This is a genomic window from Vibrio sp. (assembly GCF_038138445.1).
GTDB lineage: Bacteria > Pseudomonadota > Gammaproteobacteria > Enterobacterales > Vibrionaceae > Vibrio.
This window is the reverse complement of record NZ_JAYQDQ010000023.1, coordinates 27,708-49,266: the sequence shown is the minus strand read 5'-3', so window position 1 is coordinate 49,266 and position 21,559 is coordinate 27,708. Positions and strand designations below refer to the sequence as shown.

The 21,559-nt window shown below is 43.5% G+C and carries 22 protein-coding genes; 11 read left to right on the top strand and 11 right to left on the bottom strand.

Annotated elements, in window-relative coordinates:
- Positions 1-144: 144 nt before the first annotated feature.
- The 3 genes from AAFM34_RS08610 to AAFM34_RS08600 all read right to left on the bottom strand — a co-directional run bounded on the left by AAFM34_RS08610 (position 145) and on the right by AAFM34_RS08600 (position 1,757).
- Positions 145-585: a YcgN family cysteine cluster protein gene (locus AAFM34_RS08610; protein ID WP_341661916.1), complete on the bottom strand. Its 441-nt coding sequence runs from the start codon at positions 583-585 to the stop codon at positions 145-147.
- 90 nt (positions 586-675) lie between these two features.
- On the bottom strand, positions 676-1,074 hold the full coding sequence (locus AAFM34_RS08605) for a DUF2850 domain-containing protein (protein WP_341661914.1): 399 nt from the start codon (positions 1,072-1,074) through the stop codon (positions 676-678).
- A 269-nt stretch (positions 1,075-1,343) separates the two neighbouring features.
- On the bottom strand, positions 1,344-1,757 hold the full coding sequence (locus AAFM34_RS08600) for an OsmC family peroxiredoxin (protein ID WP_341661912.1): 414 nt from the start codon (positions 1,755-1,757) through the stop codon (positions 1,344-1,346).
- A gap of 231 nt (positions 1,758-1,988) precedes the next feature.
- Here AAFM34_RS08600 and AAFM34_RS08595 point away from each other — a divergent pair, with 231 nt between their 5' ends.
- Positions 1,989-2,237, top strand: coding sequence for a YkgJ family cysteine cluster protein (locus tag AAFM34_RS08595; protein WP_341661910.1), 249 nt, complete (start codon positions 1,989-1,991; stop codon positions 2,235-2,237).
- 35 nt (positions 2,238-2,272) lie between these two features.
- Here AAFM34_RS08595 and AAFM34_RS08590 read toward each other — a convergent pair whose 3' ends face one another.
- From AAFM34_RS08590 to AAFM34_RS08575, 4 genes are all read right to left on the bottom strand, one after another.
- Positions 2,273-3,472 carry a NupC/NupG family nucleoside CNT transporter gene (locus AAFM34_RS08590; protein ID WP_341661908.1) on the bottom strand — a complete coding sequence of 400 codons (1,200 nt, stop codon included), beginning with the start codon at positions 3,470-3,472 and terminating at the stop codon, positions 2,273-2,275.
- A gap of 215 nt (positions 3,473-3,687) precedes the next feature.
- Positions 3,688-4,629, bottom strand: coding sequence for a LysR family transcriptional regulator (locus AAFM34_RS08585; RefSeq protein ID WP_341661906.1), 942 nt, complete (start codon positions 4,627-4,629; stop codon positions 3,688-3,690).
- Positions 4,630-4,679: 50 nt separating this feature from the next.
- Positions 4,680-5,651, bottom strand: a complete 972-nt coding sequence (locus AAFM34_RS08580; protein ID WP_341661904.1) for a lytic murein transglycosylase — start codon at positions 5,649-5,651, stop codon at positions 4,680-4,682.
- Between the two features lie 61 nt (positions 5,652-5,712).
- Positions 5,713-5,994, bottom strand: a complete 282-nt coding sequence (locus AAFM34_RS08575; protein ID WP_114787084.1) for a YcgL domain-containing protein — start codon at positions 5,992-5,994, stop codon at positions 5,713-5,715.
- A 158-nt stretch (positions 5,995-6,152) separates the two neighbouring features.
- On the opposite strand from AAFM34_RS08575, the gene minC reads away from it, so the two are divergent.
- The 6 genes from minC to AAFM34_RS08545 all read left to right on the top strand — a co-directional run bounded on the left by minC (position 6,153) and on the right by AAFM34_RS08545 (position 10,646).
- Positions 6,153-6,815 (top strand): septum site-determining protein MinC, encoded by a 663-nt coding sequence (minC, locus tag AAFM34_RS08570; protein ID WP_341661901.1) that lies wholly within the window; start codon positions 6,153-6,155, stop codon positions 6,813-6,815.
- An 18-nt stretch (positions 6,816-6,833) separates the two neighbouring features.
- Entirely contained in the window at positions 6,834-7,646 is an 813-nt protein-coding gene (gene minD / locus AAFM34_RS08565) for a septum site-determining protein MinD (protein WP_152430022.1), read from the top strand.
- The gene (gene minE, locus AAFM34_RS08560) at positions 7,647-7,910 is read left to right on the top strand and encodes a cell division topological specificity factor MinE (RefSeq protein WP_152430021.1); all 264 of its coding nucleotides are present in this window, start codon (positions 7,647-7,649) and stop codon (positions 7,908-7,910) included.
- Between the two features lie 427 nt (positions 7,911-8,337).
- Entirely contained in the window at positions 8,338-8,778 is a 441-nt protein-coding gene (locus AAFM34_RS08555; RefSeq protein WP_341661897.1) for a hypothetical protein, read from the top strand.
- A gap of 311 nt (positions 8,779-9,089) precedes the next feature.
- Positions 9,090-10,298, top strand: coding sequence for a class I tRNA ligase family protein (locus AAFM34_RS08550; protein ID WP_341661895.1), 1,209 nt, complete (start codon positions 9,090-9,092; stop codon positions 10,296-10,298).
- 9 nt (positions 10,299-10,307) lie between these two features.
- Positions 10,308-10,646: a hypothetical protein gene (locus tag AAFM34_RS08545; RefSeq protein WP_341661893.1), complete on the top strand. Its 339-nt coding sequence runs from the start codon at positions 10,308-10,310 to the stop codon at positions 10,644-10,646.
- Between the two features lie 104 nt (positions 10,647-10,750).
- Here the strand turns inward: AAFM34_RS08545 and adhE are convergent, their stop codons facing one another.
- Positions 10,751-13,444: a bifunctional acetaldehyde-CoA/alcohol dehydrogenase gene (gene adhE / locus AAFM34_RS08540; protein ID WP_341661891.1), complete on the bottom strand. Its 2,694-nt coding sequence runs from the start codon at positions 13,442-13,444 to the stop codon at positions 10,751-10,753.
- Between the two features lie 586 nt (positions 13,445-14,030).
- On the opposite strand from adhE, the gene AAFM34_RS08535 reads away from it, so the two are divergent.
- Together AAFM34_RS08535 and AAFM34_RS08530 are read left to right on the top strand one after the other, a co-directional pair.
- A complete protein-coding gene (locus tag AAFM34_RS08535; RefSeq protein ID WP_239171182.1) occupies positions 14,031-14,669 on the top strand; it encodes a YchE family NAAT transporter in 639 nt (212 codons plus the stop codon).
- Between the two features lie 51 nt (positions 14,670-14,720).
- Positions 14,721-15,557: an ion transporter gene (locus AAFM34_RS08530; RefSeq protein ID WP_341661887.1), complete on the top strand. Its 837-nt coding sequence runs from the start codon at positions 14,721-14,723 to the stop codon at positions 15,555-15,557.
- Positions 15,558-15,599: 42 nt separating this feature from the next.
- Here the strand turns inward: AAFM34_RS08530 and asd are convergent, their stop codons facing one another.
- A complete protein-coding gene (gene asd, locus AAFM34_RS08525) occupies positions 15,600-16,730 on the bottom strand; it encodes an aspartate-semialdehyde dehydrogenase (protein ID WP_341661885.1) in 1,131 nt (376 codons plus the stop codon).
- A gap of 433 nt (positions 16,731-17,163) precedes the next feature.
- On the opposite strand from asd, the gene nhaC reads away from it, so the two are divergent.
- Positions 17,164-18,600: a Na+/H+ antiporter NhaC gene (gene nhaC / locus AAFM34_RS08520; protein ID WP_341661883.1), complete on the top strand. Its 1,437-nt coding sequence runs from the start codon at positions 17,164-17,166 to the stop codon at positions 18,598-18,600.
- A gap of 180 nt (positions 18,601-18,780) precedes the next feature.
- The gene (locus AAFM34_RS08515; RefSeq protein ID WP_341661881.1) at positions 18,781-19,386 is read left to right on the top strand and encodes a class I SAM-dependent methyltransferase; all 606 of its coding nucleotides are present in this window, start codon (positions 18,781-18,783) and stop codon (positions 19,384-19,386) included.
- Positions 19,387-19,397: 11 nt separating this feature from the next.
- Here AAFM34_RS08515 and AAFM34_RS08510 read toward each other — a convergent pair whose 3' ends face one another.
- Both AAFM34_RS08510 and AAFM34_RS08505 read right to left on the bottom strand, forming a co-directional pair.
- Positions 19,398-20,648: an Hpt domain-containing protein gene (locus tag AAFM34_RS08510; protein WP_341661879.1), complete on the bottom strand. Its 1,251-nt coding sequence runs from the start codon at positions 20,646-20,648 to the stop codon at positions 19,398-19,400.
- A gap of 179 nt (positions 20,649-20,827) precedes the next feature.
- On the bottom strand, positions 20,828-21,559 hold a 732-nt coding region (locus tag AAFM34_RS08505), incomplete at its 5' end, for a calcium-binding protein (RefSeq protein ID WP_341661877.1).

The window sequence follows — 21,559 nt, the reverse complement described above, 5'->3', positions numbered from 1 at the left end:
ACTATTTTTAGTCGGTGCCAGCTTTCAGTTAAATGGGGCTCACCGCCAGCTTACTCAAAACAGATAGGCAGACACAGGACAAAAAAGCGGTGATAAACTCATGTTTATCACCGCCTGAATATATCTTTATGCGCCTTGCTACACCTAGTCCCTATTAGGATGATTCAAAATGTGGTCCTCCCAATTCACTACTTCGATTTCATAAACCACCTTGTTGCGCACGCTTTCTCCGGCGGCGTGCATGGCGGATTTTGAGCCAGTAATCAGTGGGTGCCACTCTGGAAGAGGCTGCTTTTCTGCTAGCAGGCGGTAGGCGCAGGTGTGGGGTAGCCAAGTAAAATCATCGATATCATCACGAGTTAGCTTAGTGCACTCTTCACCTGATGAGAAACGGTTGGGATAATCTTTACACGAGCACGTTTTACTGTTTAGCCAACTACAAGCCACATTGGTGTAATAGATTTCTTCTGTGTCTTCATCCATGAGTTTATGTAGGCAACACTTACCGCAACCGTCACAAAGTGCTTCCCACTCTTGTTCGGTCATTTGTTCGAGAGATGTACTTTCCCAAAATGGTAGGCTCATAAACATTATTTAGATATTGGATAAAGGGAGGGCTTTATACCGTTATGGCTTATAAAGTGCAAGCCTGAAGAGAAAAATGGCAGGTAAAATTCAATTTCGCCCTTGGGTATATTGACCGTGATACCCTTGCTTTAAATACTGGGCTTTGTACTGACCATTGATGTGAACCAATGTGCCTTTTAAACGATCGAGGTAATACTCCTCTCTTTTATTACCATGTTTGAATTCGAGCGTCGCACCATCGAAAGAAAAATGAGTACTGATAAGATCACCATTCCAATACACACCTTCATTGGCTACTTTGAGTCGGTTTGCAGAATAGCTCGCGACATTGGCTTCTCGCCAAGTACCTAGTAATTCTTTACGGGCCTGCTTACTTTGGTGGTCAACAATGGAATGAACCCCAATACCAATCATTACCACGCCGCACAATCCTAGCACCATCACGGCGATACCCAAAGGTTTGGTCCAAAAGCTACTACTGCTCATCGTACAGCTGTCCCAAGTTATGCTTAATTCGAACACGACTGGCGTTCCCCTAACCCTAAAGTTTAGTGGAACAAATGTATAATTAACAAATTTATTAATACGGAAAGACTGAAATAATTCGTGGAGGTTTCTCTCTAGAGAAGTGATACGACTTATTGTCTATCAGAATTAAATTGAACAGTATGTTTTATGGGGCTTGGAGCTGCTTTTAGGTATGACGGAAAACGCACAAAAAGGTAAGCGCCCACGGACTGGGCGCTATCGATAACTTAAACCAAAGTCAGGTTAAGTGAGATTTCAGCACCAATAACTAAGCGCGAGATTGGGCATTTCTCTTTGGCAATAGCACCAAGTTCCTGCAATAGCGCCTCATCTAAACCCTCAGCAGACACTTGTGACGTGAGCTCTATTTGAGTAATTTTAGGGCCATCGTCTTCTCCTAAGTGTACCTTGGCTTGAGTTTTAATGGTTGGATTAAATCCTTTATCCGACAACAAAGCTGAAAGAAACATTGAGTAACAGCCTGCATGGGCCGCACCAATCAACTCTTCAGGATTAGTACCTGGACCCGTTTCAAAGCGAGAAGCGAAAGTAAATGGACCCTCAACTTCACCATACTTCATGACTCCATTTCCTGATTTCAATGTTCCTTGCCACACAGCGCTTGCTTGTTGTATTGACATAATTTTCTCCTCTTTTTATTGATATGGACGTAGCCAACACATGCCGTTAACTCAGCATAGCAGAGACTAAAGCAGTGCTCGTTGGCTTAAAAACAAAATTACCATCAATCTATCTACTAGTAAATAGACAATTGTGATATTTCTAAAAGGTAATCCTAATTATTGACACAGGTTTTTGATAAGCATGTTTTTTGCTAGAATCGTGCTCCTGTTTGAACAAGGGCAGAAAATATGAACTGTAGACTAGGCTGTGGAGCCTGTTGTATCGCACCGAGTATTTCTTCTCCCATACCGGGAATGCCGAATGGCAAACCTGCGGGAATTCGCTGTATTCAACTCAATAAAGATAATTTATGTAACTTGTTTGGCCGTCCAGAGCGACCTAAAGTTTGCCATGAATTTAAGCCTTGCTCTGTTGTTTGTGGTACAACCAATCAAGAAGCCATCAACAACATTACCCAGCTTGAAGCACTTACCTAAAAAAGCCGCTTGTTTCCAAGCGGCTTTTTTATGTCTTATAACCCGAGAATCACACCCGCAACGGCTGCGCTCATTAAGTTGGCCAACACACCTGCTGCAATGGCCTTAAAACCGTATTTTGAAATAAAGCTTCGACGCTCAGGTACTAAGCTCCCCAATCCACCAATCAGCATCGCCATAGTTGAAATGTTCGCAAAGCCACACAAAGCAAAAATAACAATTGCCTGTGAATGTTCACTCAATTGGTCTTGTACTTCCATTAACTGGATAAATGCCATAAATTCATTAACCACGACTTTTGTACCAATAAGCGATCCTGCCATGATGACTTCATTCCATGGAATACCTAAGAGCCAAGCAATCGGCGCAAATAAGTAGCCAAGCACAAGCTCAAAGCTCAGCTCCATTCCTATAAGACCGCCAAACCAACCCAAGATACCATTGAGCATCGCGATAACACTGACAAACGCAAGTAGAGTTGCGCCTACTGCCACAGCAATTTTAAGCCCTGACATGGCTCCATCTGCCATCGCCTCAACCACATTAGTCGCGCGCGGCAAATCAACATTTTCAAGCTCTAAATCTGAGCTAATTTTCTGGGTTTCAGGCACCAAAATTTTCGCCATCAACAAGCCTGCTGGCGCAGACATAAATGCCGCTGCGATAAGGAAGTTAAGATCCACGCCCAAAGATGCGTAGCCGACTAAAGTACCACCAGCAACAGAAGCAAGGCCTCCTGTCATCACAGCAAAAAACTGCGAGTCTGACATATGACGCAAGTAGGGTTTCACAACCAAAGGTGCTTCAATCATACCAACAAAAATATTGGCTGTTGCAGACAGCGATTCTGCGCGGCCAATAGACAAAAGCCTTTGCAGCCCACCACCAATAATATTGATCACTTTTGGCATTAGGCCAATATGGTAAAGCCCTGAAATAAGCGCAGAGAAAAAGATAATGATGCACAACACGTTAATAGCAAATGTAAAACCACCCGTTGCAAGACCACCAAACAGAAAAGCAATGCCTTCCTGTCCGTAGTTAATCAGATTAGATACCGCTTGTGTCACACTATTAAGCGCTTCTTTACCTGCAGGTACATAAAGCACCAATAACGCAAAAGTCACCTGCAAAACAAAGGCCAGTGACACAGTTCTAAGGTTTATATTTTTTCTATCAGTAGACAAAAGCCAAGCGATAGCAAGGATGGCGAAGATTCCTAGGATCGAGTTCATTCCAATATCCGACGAAAGAGTACAGAGAATGGCGCCGGATGATATTGAGTAAAATATAAGATGCAAACTCGAGTTGTTAACACTCAGATTTTGCAAAATCGGCAGGAACTCACTACCTATATTAACTGTTTGTTTTATTTAAAGATAACTGTTTGCCTCTAGGCTTTATTTTCCATATAGAAAATATGTTTACTCATATGGAAATAATAATACCGCTAAGATCGATGGATATAAGGGAGTAACCTTTCATCCCAATAACAGGGGGAACCTATCTTATTTTTGATAAAATCGATCACGGCGGTGATCTTGGGAGACAAATGACGGCGGCTCGGATAAACCGCGTAAAATGGCATATTTTGGTTAGGTGTCCAATCAGGAAGCAGCTGGATAAGCTTGCCCTGTTTAAATTCGTCACCAATGAGATAGGTGGCTAGATATGCCACTCCCCAACCAACCACGGCGGCATCACGAACCGCACTGGCTAAATCAACCGAATAATTTCCCGATACCTTAACGGTCAGTTGTTCACTCAATTTAGAAAACGACCAAGAGGTGTAATCTCTTTCCCAGCTTCGATAAATAATGCAGTTATGATCAACCAAATCATTGGGGTGTATTGGGCTCGTATGGTTAATCAAATAGTCAGGCGATGCAGCCACGACAAACTGACTGTCAGCCAATCGCTGTGCGACATAACCTTCTGGCAAGGTTTCATTATTGGTGATCCAGAGATCTAACCCGTCTTGGAGCATGTCTATTCGATTATCGAATAGGTGTAACTCAACTTGTAAATTAGGATGCTGAATACGCAACTCGTCAATAGTGGGGAGTATATGAAGTGTCGCAAAAGATTGAGACAGGCCAATTCGAATCAAACCCGCAACCTCATCCTTTTGCACCTCAACTTCCTGCTGAGCCTCAGTGACGGTTTGCAATACCTTTTGGCAATGGAGGAAAAACTGCTCGCCTTCGGCTGTCGGGGTGAAGGTTCTCGTCGTACGTTGGACAAGTTTTACGCCTAACGAATCTTCCAACAAAGCAAGCTGCTTGCTGACATGAGAAACAGAAACACCAAGGCTTTTCGCTGCTTGGCTAAAGTTTTTATGCGTCAGTAGTGTTGCAAACACTATCATCTGCGCTGCGCGATCGGCTAACACGAAGTCCCCAAAATTGAAAAAGGAGCCCTAAGGAGCTCCTGCATTAACATCTAAAGCACAATTCTATCAGCGAGGTGGCTAACCGCCAAAGCAAAATAATACGAGCGATTCCACTTCATCAATACGTTGTAGTTATTGTAAACCAAGTAAACGCGCCCATTTGCATCATCTGGTGCAATCAGCCATGCCTTGATATCCTTATCTAACTTAGGTAGTGGACGTCCATCATAGCGAGTAATTCCTAGTCGGCTCCAGTCCTGCAGATACTTCCCTTTCTCTTCACTACGCCCTTGAATACTTGTGTCAAAGCCTTTGGGTAACTTAACTTGACGCCCCCAAGTATGCTCGTTTGTCCAGCCAAATTGGCTCAAATAATTAGCCGCAGAAGCAAACACATCCGCTTCATTATCCCAAATATCTTTCTTACCATCTCCGCTACCATCAGCAGCATAAGAAAGGAAAGAGCTTGGCATAAACTGGCACTGACCCATAGCGCCTGCCCATGAGCCTTTCATATCTTCCGGCTTAATATGCCCTTCATCTAAAATCGTCAGTGCAGCCATGGTTTCTTTACGGAAAAACGCCTCTCGTCGACCGTCATAAGCCATGGTCGATAAGGCATCAATCACACTGTAGTTACCAGTAAAAGTGCCAAAGTTACTTTCTATACCCCAAAGCGCAACAATAAAGCGAGGCTGAACACCATATTGTTCCCCTACCTTATAGAGCGCTGTCTTGTGTTTTTCATACAGCTCTTTAGCCTGCTTAACTTTCCAATCAGGGACCGCTTTAGGAATGTATTCATCCAAGGTCAAGCGCTTTTCCGGTTGGTTACGATCAGCAGTCACTGCCCTTGGTTTGTATGTCACATTGGCAAAAGCGTCGTTGATCGTCTGTTCAGAAATGCCTTTGCTTCGCGCTTCACTTTTTAACCCTTCGACGTATTGTTCAAAACTCTGATCGTTCGCCCAAACTGAACTTGCAATCGTCGCACCTAGTATGACTGACAATAATTTCTTCACATTGCCCTCCTTGAGCAACATTATGATTCGCCGACAACTTCCCTATTATAGATGAGAGAAATTAGTCTGGTTGCCGGCGCGCCTTTTGTTGTTTGTATTCATCTAGTAGATTCTTTGGCGGCGGTGGCACTTGAAGAAAAAAGCCATCATCTTTAAGAGACTGAGTCACTTTATCGATATCGACTTGAGCCAACTCTCGTCCGTCCAAATTCACCATCATTACCATGGTAGGTTTGCCAAACATTTGCATCAATGTGTCAGGGACTTGTGAAAAATCCCCTTTCTTTGGAAGATATAAATATGCGCCTTCTTTTTTAGAACTTTTGTAAATTGCACAAAGCATGAAAAGCCTTTTCTATTTGAATGTATATAACGTCAATGTTTCGCTAATTTTGAGAGCAAAACAACCAATTGAGCACAAGAGTTCTTGCTGTGCTTTGTGCGGGAATATAACATGATACCCCTAGTCTCAGGCAACGCCCTAAGAGGTCCTCAAATAAGATGTCGAATTCACCCGATCTGAAAGGAAGTAGCTTTACTCTATCAGTTTTACACCTTTCTGATAACCATATAGAAAATACGATTCGGTTTCTCAGCGATAAAGTCGAGCAAGCTCCGGCTTTTTTTGCGCAGGCACCTGTTGTCATTAACATTTCAAAAGTGGCAGGCGATATTGATTTTCCACGATTAAAAAATGGCATTGCCCAAGCAGGTATGATTCCAGTAGGCGTGACTGGCTGCCGAGACAAACGTACACAAAACTTCGCATCTGACGCTGAGTTTGCGATTATGTCAGCCAGTAAGTCGCCTTCTCAAGCGCCCGCAACTATGGCGCCAACCAAAATCGTCCGTACGCCAGTGCGCTCAGGCCAACAAATTTACGCCAAAGACAGTGATTTAGTGGTGTTAAGTCATGTCAGCGAAGGAGCGGAAGTCATTGCAGATGGTTCAATCCATATTCATGGCACATTGCGTGGCCGCGCCATTGCAGGGGCTAGTGGTAATAAAGGCGCTGTCATCATCTGCGATAAACTCAATGCTGAATTGATGTCAATAGCTGGCCACTATTGGCTCACAGAGCAGTTCGCAGACGAATATTGGCAAAAAAAAGTTATGTTCAGTTTAGAAAACGACTCGCTTAAATTCGAGTCGTTAACAGTTTAAGAAAATAAGGAACAAATAATGGCACGCATTATTGTTGTCACATCAGGTAAAGGTGGTGTAGGCAAAACTACATCAAGCGCTGCAATTGCTTCGGGCCTCGCTCTGAAAGGTAAAAAAACCGCGGTTATCGATTTTGATATCGGTCTTAGAAATCTAGATTTAATTATGGGCTGCGAGCGCCGCGTAGTTTACGACTTTGTTAATGTAATTAATGGTGAAGCCACTCTGAATCAAGCGCTCATCAAGGACAAACGCACCGACAATTTGTTTATCCTACCGGCTTCTCAAACTCGTGATAAAGACGCTTTAACCAAAGACGGAGTTCGCCGTGTATTTGATGAACTCGATGAAATGGGCTTTGACTTTATCATTTGTGATTCTCCTGCCGGTATAGAGCAAGGTGCCTTGATGGCACTCTATTTTGCCGACGAAGCCATTGTTACAACCAACCCTGAAGTCTCTTCCGTGCGTGACTCAGACCGGATTCTAGGTATTCTTGACTCTAAATCTCGCCGTGCTGAAGAAGGGCTAGAGCCTGTAAAACAGCACCTTCTGCTAACTCGCTATAATCCTACTCGAGTGACACAAGGTGATATGTTGAGTGTCGAAGATGTAGAAGAAATTCTGCATATTTCTCTACTTGGGGTGATTCCAGAAAGCCAAGCGGTGCTTAATGCCTCAAACAAAGGTGTACCTGTCATATTCGACAATGAGACAGACGCAGGCATGGCCTATGATGATACTGTAGAGCGCTTATTAGGCTCTCAAATCGACTTCCGCTTTTTAACTGAGCAGAAGAAAGGTATCTTCAAGCGACTATTTGGAGGCTAAATGTCATTACTTGAATTTTTCCGACCACAAAAGAAAACTTCTGCCAATTTAGCTAAAGAGCGCTTGCAGATCATTGTCGCCGAACGTCGCAGTCAGGGCGATCCTGCACCATCATACCTGCCTCAACTTAAAGAAGACATTCTAAAAGTCATTGCAAAGTACGTTGCCGTTGACCCATCCATGGTCGACTTATCTTTTGAGCATAAAGACGATGATATTTCTGTCCTAGAGCTCAACGTCAAGCTTCCAGAAGACGAAAAATAGCCATCTGGGGTTAGCATTTGTGCTAACCCTTGGGTCTATCGAGCAATGTGGCTAAAAACCGTTTATAGTTTCAATATTTATCTAAACCTTCTCTCGTCTTGGACAGTTAATACTCCAATAATTTTTCCAAAGTTTTCAGCTAAAGCGATCCTTAGTATCATTATTTTCATACTTGTGGTTAAGAATAAAGATAATGTTCTTACGGGGAAAAAATCGCGTTCAGCGAAGACAAAACATAGGCTAGGAGCAGCTAGTAAAAATTATTCCGTCCTCTCGATTTTCTTTATTTAAACCCTAACTCTCTGTTATTTATATAGTTAACATTTAGCACGCAAATTCACACAAAACTTCACGATTAATCTCATGACCTTGGCTGGGTGAAATGGATAATGAGCTTCATTGAAATCAGCAATAGAGAAATGTAGAAATGAATATTATTAATAATTTTCGTGCTCATAGAAGTGACATGCTAAAAGCATCAGCAACAGCGGCAGATAAACTAGGTGAACGTCAGCTAGCAAAAGAGATTCGCGCCGTTAAACAGTTAAATAAGGACATGAAGGCATTTAACACAAAGGCTAAATACGTTATCAAAGACAACAAAAGAGTTGGCCCCCATAAACAAATTCCATCATATCGCTTAGATAAAGAACTATCGAGCTTAAAGAAACAAGCAACTAGAATAAGCCTAGACTTAGATTCAATTGGGCCCAAACATCAGAAAGCGAAAAATATCTACGCGTTCAAAGTAAACAGCCTAAAAATAGATAGAATCAACTCTAATCGTAATCAACCAGCTCGATCTATTGAGCCAAGCCGTCTTCCTAAAGGCGTCGAAAAAAGCTACCTAGGAGATGGAAACAGTTAATCAGCGAATTTGCCCCATACTCGCATAAAGTATGGGGCTAAACAGCCAAACCATCTATTGCCCACAGTTAACAAGTCTGTTAGCTTAGAACCATGAACACAAAAACTACTCCAGCCACCTACCGTGCTTTAACCACAAGCATGATGATGAACATGCCTTCACAGCGAATGCTGCGAGGGATGGTCTGCGTGTTCTAAATTTATCAATCACTGCATCACCATTCCCTAATACACGGTTGGGAAGGTGGTAAAACCAAGTGATATCTGGCCTCTCTTTTCAACCTTAGTATTGAAAAACAAGGAGATCGGCCAATGAATACTAACCACAGTTTTAAGCTAAATTTTTCTAAATCATCAAAAATAGAGTTTATTACGACTCCGATATTTTACGCCAACGGAGAGCCGCACTTAGGGCACGCCTACACTGGTATTATCGCTGATATTTTTTGTCGATATGAGCGCCTTTCACAGACGGATATCGGCTGCCAACTCATCACAGGCACTGACGAACATGGCCAAAAAATTGCCTCAGCGGCTCAATCAAATAATCTCCCAGCGCAAGATTTTGTCGATACGCTTTCACAAAGTTTTCAAGTGTTATGGCCAAAGCTTGCTATTGAACCGGATACTTTTATCCGCACCACAGATACCCAACACAAATTAAACATCCAGCGTATTTGGCAGCAGCTTGAGCAGCAAGGAGATATCTATCTTGGACATTATTCTGGACACTACTGCATTGCGTGCGAACAGTTTTATCCTGAAAAAGACCTGCTCGATGGCGCATCTTGTCCAGTTCATAAGCGCGAAGTAATTTTCAGTCAGGAGGAAACCTACCTATTTCGCTTAGAGAAATATCGCGAGGCACTAATTGAATACTACCAATCAAACGATAACTGCGTTGAGCCCTGTCATTATCAACAAAGCTTAATCGAACAACTAAAATCAGCACCACTCGAAGATTTGTCTGTATCTCGTATTAATAACAAATGGGGTATCCAAGTACCGAGTAATCAAGACCATACAGTATACGTTTGGATTGATGCGCTGTTTAGTTACCTTAGTGCAATACAGAATTGTGGTGGCAATACACATAGTCTTACCAATACACAACATGTAATAGGTAAAGATATCCTCCTGTTTCATTCGGTATACTGGCCTGCATTTTTATTGGCTTTGGATATAAAGCTCCCGCAAAAGCTAATAGTCCACGGTTGGTGGACCATTGGCGGCGAGAAAATATCTAAGTCCAATCCTGACACCACGGTGAATCCCAGCCTCTTTTCTGAGAAACTGACTTGCGATGGGCTGCGTTACGCACTTGTACGTCACAAACCGCTGCATCGAGACGGCAATTTAGTCCTCGATGAGTTTGCCCAAACCATTAATGCCGATCTGCTCAATAACCTCGCCAATCTCGTCAAACGAAACCACACACTGATCACTAAAAATTTCTCTGGCAAGATAACGCTCGACCAATTGCCACAACTTGATGAAGAGTGTATTGGTTTCATCAACTAGGTAATTCCAGTGCTCGAAAGCATTGTTAACGCTTATCAAACTCGTGATCTTCACCGAGTGGCTAAAGAGATAAATTGGGTACTGACCGAGCTAAATGGTTTCTTCCACCAAAGAGCACCTTGGCTGGTTAACAAAGAGCAACCCGAAGTCAAAGCGAAACAAACCTGCCTAGTGGTGAGTAATCTTGTGCGCGAGCTTGTTTGGCTACTCTCGCCCATCACACCAGAGCTTTGTCAGACCATCATCGAAGAGAAAGGTACTCCCTCATCATCTATCTTTGAGCATCAAGCTTTGATCTTAAAAAATGTAGTGGCCCTTTGTGCTAAAAGTCACTGGCAAAAGATATAGACGATAAAAAGCCCCAGATTTTCATCTGGGGCTTGATTTTTCCCGATAGTTAGATTGGTTCGTGCTAGCGAAAATCTATCTCATATCTCATAACCCATACCTACTTATGCGTTAGTTTTGCTTTTTTTCGCTTTAGGCGCTGCCTTTTGATCGGCCTTTTTCTTAATGACAGTTGTACCTTCGAAGGTTTCACCTTCAACAAAAGCTTTACCATAGTAAGAATCTAGCAATACCGCTTTAAGCTCACTGATCAACGGGTAACGAGGGTTAGCACCAGTACATTGGTCATCAAATGCTTCAACCGCAAGCTCGTCAAGTTTAGCCACAAAATCTGCTTCAGCTACCCCTGCTGCCTGAATAGACATTGGGATATCCAGATTTACTTTTAGCTCATCCAGCCAAGCCAGTAAACGCTCTATCTTCTGAGCCGTGCGGTCGCCCTCTTGGCTCAAACCTAGGTGATCGGCTACCTCTGCATAACGGCGACGTGCTTGTGGTCGGTCGTATTGAGAGAAAGCGGTCTGCTTAGTTGGGTTATCGTTCGCGTTGTAACGTACCACATTAGAAATCAATAGTGCGTTAGCCAAACCATGTGGCAAGTGGAACTCAGCACCAATTTTGTGTGCCATTGAGTGACAAACCCCTAAGAAGGCATTCGCAAAAGCAATACCTGCAATGGTTGCAGCGTTATGCACTTTCTCACGAGCAATCGGATCATTAGCACCATTTGCATAGCTTGATGGCAGATATTCTTTGAGCATCTTAAGTGCTTGCAATGCTTGCCCATCGGAATATTCGTTGGCCAGAACAGACACATAAGCTTCTAAAGCGTGAGTCACCGCATCATAACCACCAAACGCAGTCAGCGATTTAGGCATGTTCATCACTAGGTTAGCATCTACGATTGCCATGTTTGGCGTAATTTCGTAATCCGCTAGTGGGTACTTAGCGCCTGTTTTATCGTCAGTTACTACCGCAAACGGTGTGACTTCTGAACCTGTACCAGATGTTGTGGTGATACAAACAAGCTCGGCTTTTTGACCCATTTTAGGGAACTTGTAGATACGCTTACGAATGTCCATAAAGCGCATGGCAAGCTCTTCAAAATGCGTATCTGGGTGTTCATACATTACCCACATGATCTTCGCCGCATCCATTGGCGATCCGCCACCAAGTGCGATAATGGTATCAGGCTGGAAGCTCTTCATCGCTTCAGCGCCTTTCTCAACCACAGACAGTGTTGGGTCCGCTTCAACATCAAAGAAAGTTTGCACTTCCATTCCTTGTGCTTTCAATAGGCTAACAACATCATCCGCATAGCCATTGTTAAATAGGAAACGGTCTGTGACTAGGAAAGCACGTTTTTTACCTTCTAAATCACCCAAGGCAATAGGAAGGCTACCGCGACGGAAGTAGATAGACTTAGGTAGTTTATGCCACAACATGTTTTCAGCTCGCTTAGCTACAGTTTTCTTGTTGATTAAGTGCTTAGGACCGACATTCTCAGAAATAGAGTTACCACCCCAAGAACCACAGCCTAGCGTTAAAGAAGGCGCAACATTGAAGTTGTATAAGTCACCAATACCACCGTGAGTCGTTGGGATATTGATCAAGATACGCGCCGTTTTCAGCTTGTCACCAAAATAGCGGATACGATCTGCATTAGTGTCTTGGTTGGTGTATAGACCAGATGTATGACCAATACCGCCAATCTCAACCATAGTCACAGCCTGAGCAACCGCATCTTCGAAGTTATCTGCACGGAATAGACCTAACGTTGGCGAGAGCTTCTCGTGAGCGAAAGCATCGTCGTAAGACACCTTACCTAAACCTTCGCCGACAAGCACTTTGGTATCTGCTGGTACAGAAACACCTGCCATTTCAGCAATCGCAGGAGCAGGCTGCCCAACAATCTTGGCATTCAACGCACCTTCAATCAGAAGAACGCTGCGCACTTTCTCTGCTTCGGCTTTGGTTAATACATACGCTTTGTGAGAGGCAAAGCGCGCTTTCACTTCGTCGTATACTTCATCAACCACAATCGCGGCTTGCTCTGATGCACAAACAACACCGTTATCAAATGTTTTAGACATTAATATAGATGCAACCGCGCGCTTGATATCAGCGGTTTCATCAATAACCACTGGCACATTACCCGCACCCACACCAATCGCAGGCTTACCAGAAGAGTAGGCCGCTTTCACCATACCTGGGCCGCCTGTTGCAAGAATAAGCGCAATGTCATCATGCTTCATCAAACCGTTCGACAGTTCCACTGATGGCTGGTCAATCCAACCAATAATGTCTTTTGGAGCACCGGCAGCTACTGCCGCATCTAAAACGAGTTTAGCGGCGTCATTGGTTGAGTTTTTCGCACGTGGGTGAGGAGAAAAAATAATGCCGTTGCGAGTTTTAAGAGAAATGAGTGATTTGAATATAGCAGTCGAAGTTGGGTTAGTGGTTGGCACAATACCGCAGATAATACCCACAGGCTCAGCAATAGTCATAGTCCCAAGGTTGTCATCTTGCTCAAGAATGCCACAGGTTTTTTCATCTTTGTATTTGTTGTAGATAAACTCAGAAGCAAAATGGTTTTTGATCACCTTGTCTTCAACGATGCCCATTCCCGACTCTTCCACCGCTTGTTGCGCCAGCGGGATACGTGCTTGGTTTGCTGCTAGAGAAGCGGCACGAAAAATCTTGTCGACTTGTTCCTGAGAGTATGTTGCGAACTCTTGCTGCGCTTTCTTAACGCGTGCAACCATTGCATCGAGTTCGGCCATATTAGTGACAGGCATAGGGAATCTCCTAAAATTAACAAATTATAAAAACTTTTTATTAACAACACTTAACACGCATAACCTGCTAAACATCGCTTTTCTTTGTTAGTAAATAGCTTTCACGACTGATTATATTATTTCAGGTGGTGAAAAAAATTGACCCAGATCAGTTCAGAAATAGTCTTTGATGACTTACTTAGCAACAAGATAAAAAACATTGATTAACCATACACTTGTAGATAATCAGATCATGAGAGAAAGTACACAAATCATTCAGTGCATAATTAATTTAGCTGATTTCTAGCCAAGGGGTTGTAAAAAAATTTCAATTCAAAAAGTACCAGTTACATGTAGCTCACCATTGTCGTGCAACAGACGGAGACTTCAGAGACAAATAAAAATGCGGCAATGATGGAAGCTGTGACAAGAAATGTACAAAATGTTAAAACCTGTATAAAGGTAAATCAGCGCTAAAAATACCAAGAAAGTACCTAGGTCGATATTTTTGCCAATAATTAGCTTTTTTCACTCGTGGACAAATGAAATTTCAACTATATTCCGCATGTTACAGATAGTTAACTACTCTTATGCTTAGGCGCAGACAATGCAGACATTCGAATTCGCGATTTTTTTACAATTCTTTTTAGGCCTAGTCGCCGCAGTGAACCCTGTTGGCATCATGCCGGTTTTTGTCTCTCTTACGGGTCATATGACGGCAGAGGAAAAAAACAAAACCGCCACCACAGCAAACTTTGCCGTGGCCATCATTTTGATCATATCGTTATTAGCAGGTCAAATACTGCTCGATATGTTCAGCATTTCTCTTGACTCATTTCGCGTTGCTGGGGGCCTCTTGTTACTCAGCATCGCATTTTCAATGATGAGTGGTAAGTTGGGTGAGGATAAACAAAACAAACAAGAAAAGTCGGAGTACGTTAGCCGCGAGCAAATCGGAGTCGTCCCCCTAGCCATGCCTCTTATGGCTGGACCTGGTGCCATCAGCTCCACCATAGTATATGGCGCTCGCTACCCAACTGCGATTGATACGGTAGGTATCAGTATTACCGTCGGTTTATTTTGTTTTTGCTCATGGCTACTGTTTCGCTCTGCACCACTGATCGTTCGATTTTTGGGACAAACTGGCATTAACGTTATCACCCGTATTATGGGTCTGATTCTTGGTGCTTTAGGTATTGAGTTTATTGCTAACGGACTGCGAAACCTATTTCCTGGGTTGGCTTGATGAAACTGATAAAGGTATGATTGGTGCTATTGATTAAAAGGTAGCTCTCTCATGCCGCGTCACGCATTAAAACACTATTTATATGTCATCATTTTCGGCACTCACACTAAAGCTGGACGTGCCTTTGATATTGCTCTAATTGTTGCCATATTTTCCTCTCTTGCTGTGCTTGTCCTAGAGTCTGTGCCAAGCATTGCCTCCCCATGGATGATGGAGCTGCGATATTTAGAGTACGCATTCACCGCCTTATTTAGTATCGAATATCTCCTCAGGCTATATTGCTCACCCAAGCCTAGTGCTTATGCGAAAAGTTTTTATGGCGTGGTTGATTTACTGGCTATTTTGCCCACTTATCTTGCCTTTTTCTTCCCAGGGGCATCATTTATGGGTGTGATTCGCTTGCTGCGGGTAATGCGAATCTTCAGGGTGTTAAAACTGGTCCGCTACCTACAAGATTCAAATATCTTGCTGCGCTCTCTTTTAATGGCGCGCAGAAAAATCCTGATCTTTTTCAGCACAGTCGGAATACTCGTTACCATTTTTGGCTCACTGATATTTGTGATTGAAGGGCCAGCCAATGGGTTCACCAGTATCCCGAAAAGTATTTACTGGGCGATCGTCACTATTACTACAGTTGGCTATGGCGATATTGTACCTCAGACACATTTGGGTAAAGCTTTGGCCTCGCTCACTATGCTACTAGGCTACTCAATTCTTGCCGTCCCAACCGGTATTATCACAGCAGAGCTGAATAAAGAGATGAACGCCCATAAAACCTTGGTTAAGTGCCCTAATTGCAGTCGCGCGGGACACGACTCAGATGCGATGCACTGTAAGTATTGCGGTGGTGAACTTGCCGAGCCAGACAAGCGAATAGTTAAACAATAAAAAAGGGCTGATTGATATCAGCCCTGATAAGTTTTTTAGTACTTAAGCTTTCTCTGCCAAAATAATTCTTAGTGTGCGACGCAAAGGCTCTGCTGCCCCCCAAAGCAATTGATCGCCAACGGTAAAGGCATTTAAGAAATCATCTCCCATCGCCATTTTACGTAATCGACCCACAGGGATAGACAAAGTACCCGTCACTTTTGCTGGCGTCAGTTCTTGGGCAGTAATATCACGCTCATTTGGAATCACTTTTACCCAATCGTTATGGGTCGCAATCATTTCCTCGATCTCGTCCATAGGAACATTTTGCTTCAATTTGATCGTGAGAGCCTGTGAGTGGCAGCGCATCGCCCCAATACGAACACAAGTACCATCAATAGGCACTGGAGAATCTTGGAAGCCGAGAATTTTGTTCGCTTCAACGCCAGCTTTCCACTCCTCTTTGCTTTGACCATTGTCACGCTTAACATCAATCCAAGGGATAAGAGAGCCAGCCAGTGGCGCACCAAACTTATCGGTCGGGAAAGACTCACAGCGCATGGTGTCAGCCACGCGTTTATCAATGTCGAGAATGGAACTTGCTGGGTTGGCAAGCTCTGAGCTTACTGAATCATTGATCACACCCATTTGAGAAATAAGCTCGCGCATATTCTGAGCACCAGCGCCAGAAGCCGCTTGATAAGTCATCGCGCTGGTCCATTCCACCAAGCCTTTCTCAAACAGACCACCTAAGCCCATTAGCATCAAACTCACAGTGCAGTTACCACCGACAAAGGTATTAGTACCTTGATGAATACCTTGTTGAATCTGAGTGTAGTTAACTGGGTCTAATGTGATGATTGAATCTGACGCCATACGTAAGGTTGAAGCGGCATCAATCCAATACCCTTTCCAACCCGCTTTTTTGAGCTCAGGATACACTTTCTCTGTATAACTCCCGCCTTGACACGTCACAACAGCATCAAGCTGCTTTAGGCTATCAATATCATAGGCATCTTGCAGTAAACCTGAGTCTGATCCGATCTGACGATCCGAAAACACAGGAGCGGGAATACCAACTTGAGATGTGCTGTAAAATACCGGCTCGATATGGTCAAAATCGTTTACTTCAACCATGCGCTGCATGAGTACTGAACCAACCATGCCACGCCAACCGACTAAACCTACTCTCATTTCTCAACTCTCCGTGTGCAATATTAATTTAGGAAACGGTTCAATATTTCAACTTTCTAAGCAAAATCTCAAGAGAAATTTGATTTATTTGTGTCTATTTTTCTGACTTTATAGCTTGCGACGAAAAAAAGGCACATATTTGGGCTTAAACCCAAAAGCGAAAGCAATCACAACCCAGCAAATACACACAAAATCAAAACCAAATAAAAACAATAAATTTACATTTAATAATAAAAACAATAAGGATTTACAATATATTTAACTAAATGAAAATGTCTTGGTAGATTTAAATCACATCAGAGTAGTATTTATTCGAAATATTATTCTAGCTAATGTAAAGTGCTCGCCTACTAAAAATGAGTAAGTACTCTCAATGCGTTCCTAAATAACTCACAAGGAACCTATGAGACATAATACATATAAGAGGATCTGCATGACGCAACTCACTCCACGCTTACCCAGTCTAATGCAAGTTATCATTGCATTAGGTCTATTCTTGCTGATGGCTTTTTTATTCACAGCCCAACTCGATTTGCCGATTCAGTTGGCTCTTTACATAGGTTGGTTCGTGATCATGGTGCTCGGCGTAAGGCTTGGCCACCAATATAAAGATCTTGAAAAAGCAGCACTCAATGGTATTTCCAACGGTCTTGGCGCTGTCTTAATCCTTCTCGCAGTAGGAGCTTTGGTCGGCACTTGGATTTCAGGTGGTATTGTCCCCACCATTATCTATTATGGCCTTAAAGCAATTCATCCCTCTATCTTCCTACTAGCAACTATGGTGATCTGTTCACTAACTGCATTAGCGACAGGTACGTCTTGGGGCGCAGCAGGAACTGCAGGTATTGCTATGATGGGGATAGGTCAAGGTTTAGGTGTACCTGCGCCTATTACCGCAGGTGCTGTTCTATCAGGCTGCTACTTTGGCGATAAAATGTCACCATTGTCAGATTCAGTTATCTTAGCGTCGTCTATGTCGAACGTGGAAGTGATGGAGCATATCAAAGGCATGCTGCCTATCGCGCTTATCAGCTACATCATCACTGGCATTATGTTTACTGTATTTGGTTTCCACTACGCAGGTAACGTAGACATGACGCAAGTTCAGTCTGTTATCGAGGCAATGGACAATCAATTTTACATTACTCCTTATTCTTTTGTTCCTGTTGCTATAGTGCTTGGCTTACTGGCCATGCGTATGCCTTCTTTCCCAGTGATCAGCTTTGGCTCTCTGCTTGGGATAGTATGGGCTGTCATGATCCAAGATGTAGACTTCTTGCAAGCCTTTAATACCGCTTGGGCTCCTTTCCACATTGAATCTGGTGTCGGCTTCATTGATTCGATCTTAAACCGAGGTGGTATGTCTTCTATGCTTGGCTCTGTAGCTGTGATTGTTTTTGGTCTCGGCTTTGGTGGCCTACTGGATAAAGTCGGTGTGCTAGAAACCATCGCTAAGCTTTTCGAGCGCAGAGTACAAAGTGCAGGGTCACTGGCAACCAGCACCATAGGAACGGCCTTCCTTGGTAACGTATTTGGCTCAGCTATGTATGTTTCTTTAATCCTAACACCAAAAATCTGCGCCAAAAACTATGACCGCCTAGGATTCAAACGTAAAAATCTATCCAGAAACGCCGAATTTGGCGGTACGCTGACCTCTGGTATGGTGCCTTGGAGTGATAACGGTATCTACATGGCGAGTATCCTTGGTGTTGCAACCCTATCTTATGCTCCATTCATGTGGCTAAGCTTTGTGTGTATTTTGGTTACCATAGTAACCTCTTACATGGGCTGGTTTGTTGATAAATGTGAGCCAACAGCGACGGCTAACCACACCAATGACAGCGGCGAATTAATCAAGCAAAGCGCTTAACACCCCTTAACCAGATAAGTGCTATCAGGCATTTATCTGGTTCTTCAACTCCCCCTTTATCCACTTAGTTTATCAAATAATTTCAATCATCTACCCACATGATATAGGCTTATAGGGTGCGACTTTCTCGTACTATATTTGCGCATAACCAATATGCCCTGACATTTATATAAGGCCATCATGCATATTCTCGATCGATTAAACGTGTATTTATTTCATCGCAATAAAAGCCTAAAAGGGCGCGGCTTAAATTATAAAATGCAGGGCTGGTCGAGCGAGAAAGAGCAGACAATACGATTTAAAGCCATCGCCAAAAGCGCCGATTTCTCAAATAAGCGAGTGTTGGATTTAGGGTGTGGATTAGGTGAGCTGTATGACTACCTCAGCCAAGATAAACACTTGGCTTTTTACCTTGGCATTGACCAACATTGGCCATTTCTAAAACGAGCAAAAAAGCGTATTGGCTCTACTCAGTGCCGTTTTCGGCTCGCTGATATTAGCCGTACACCATTGCCAGATCTTGATATTATTATTGCTAGTGGCTCACTTAACTATCAGTCGCGTCAAGCCGATTACCTAGAGCGCATGATCGCCCGCATGTACGCAGCGGCCAAAGAAGTCGTTATTTTTAATTTGTTAAATAAAGATGTGTTTCTCCAACCAACCCTGCTCAAAGCGTATGACAAAGATGCCGTTGTCACCTACTGCCACACCCTTACCCCCAAAGTAAGAGTGATTGATGATTACTCGACAGGTGACTTCACCATTGTGCTGGAGAAAAACTAGATTAGCTTTGGCTAACCGCCATTTTGTTGCTGGTTGAGAAACTCTTGCGCTTCATCGATGGCTTTGTCTAATCGAATTTTAAGCTCATCAAGTAGCTCAGTGACTGAACCCGAGCCGTCTTTGAGAGCCTGCTCGACATTGCCTGCTGCCTCTCTTAATTTCTTGGCTCCAAGGTTACCACCCACCCCTTTGAGGCTGTGCGCTTTGCGTAATGCTTCTTCAGGTGAGTCATGCAGCAGCTCAGCAATTTTTTCTGTATCGCCAGTGTGATCATCAACAAACACCTGTAATAACATGCACACAGACTCATGATCATCACCAAGCGACTCTAACATGGCTTTCAAATCGATTTCAGGCTTATTATTTCCCGGTTCATCACTGACCATAGCCACAGTCTCACTCTCATTTATCGTTTCATCTTTTGCGGTTTCAATCTGCTGCTCACCTTGTTGTGCAGCCTCTTGTTTTGCCCCAACGGATTGATTTGATATGGGTTGAGCTGAAGACATACGATAACTAACACCAAATAAAGACAATAAACACAGCCCACTAAACACTAAACCACTAATCACTAATTGGTTTTGCTGCTCATAAAACTCACTTTCTACTAAAGCGATTTGGGAGTAAATCGAATTATTCATGATTTTTTCAATCACATAATTACCTTGGGCGTAAGTACCCAACAATGAGGATGTTTTCGAGAGCAAATGCTGTAAGTGCTTTTTTTGTAGGGCAGGTAACTTTTCCGATTGCACATAGAGTTGGTCAAGCTCCCTAAACACTTTGGGATTGGATTCACTGGAACTAAACAGCGCAGCCAATACATTGGTACCCACTTCCGCGTAGTAATCCGATAGCTTGGAATCTTTTTGGTATTTATCCCGTAAGGTTTGGATTTGGTCGACAAGAGAAACCAGCTCAAGTTCATTGTCCAAAAAAGCCTTCATCTGCTCGATAAAGCGATCAGTGGTATAAAACAGTTGCCCCATATCAAAGGTTAGCCAGTTTTGCTCGTAAGTCGCTGCCATCTGGAGGCGAAGAGCATGAATCAATTGTAGTTTAAGCGCTTGCTCTCCTGTCTGGCTCGTTCGGTAGGAGGGCTCTTGGAACATAGAATACTTGAGTTCATCAATACTGTTGCTTAGCTCACTGACCTGATTCATTGTTGTCACACTTGAGCGATAAGCAAACATTAATGTTGCAATACCTAAAATCCAGATCGCCACAACCAACCAAGCTAACTTGAGCGCCTTACCTTCCATACCCTGCTCTTCTTCGAATAAATTGCATAATTACAAGCATATACGCAATGAGCAAGAATAGTAGGCCAAAGTCATGATTTCTTCGACCTAGTCCGATTTTCATCATAGAGTTCAAGGTATTTAACCACCAATAAAAAAGGCCACATCTTACTGTGGCCCCGATTAACACTTTATGAAAGTTAGGCAACCGCCCTTTGAGGGGCACTCACTAGCAAGCTTTCAGCGGTGTTTATATTGCTGAGAGGGGAGTTTGCTATCTCATTGCCAGAAGCGTCAAACCCGCTCATGGCCTGTACAAGTAAATCAGGCTCTGCCACTGGCGGCACATACTCAGGTAATGTCATAGGTGAGAATTTGGTCCCATCTGACAGCACCACTTCTTCAATACGATAACGACCATCCGAATACGCGTTCTCGATAGTAATCGAGTCACCTGACTCAGACCCACCTATCACAAGCACCATATGGTTACCATCACGGCGTAAGCTCAACTCCTCCAGACGGATACCTTCACCCAACACAATGCGGTCGGTCTTATTCCATCCTGTTGTATTACTCCAACTGTTATGATCGTAATCATTGATGGTATCTGAGCCATCACCTCGGTTAAACACATACGTTTCGGCGCCAGCACTCCCCTCTAAGCGATCATTACCCACACCGCCCTCTAACGTGTTTGTTGCATGACGCGCGACATCATGCTGGTATTTATAGTTTGTACTGCGCCCCACCTTCAACGTGTCATCCCCAGCGCCACCTTTTAAGGTGTTCGAACCTCGACCATTGACGGTGATGAGGTCGTCACCCTCGCCACCTAACACCTCATCGTTGCCGTCCTGACCGTGCAACTCATCATTACCCGCACCACCACTGATGGTTTCATTAAACCCTGTGCCTGAGAGAGTATCATC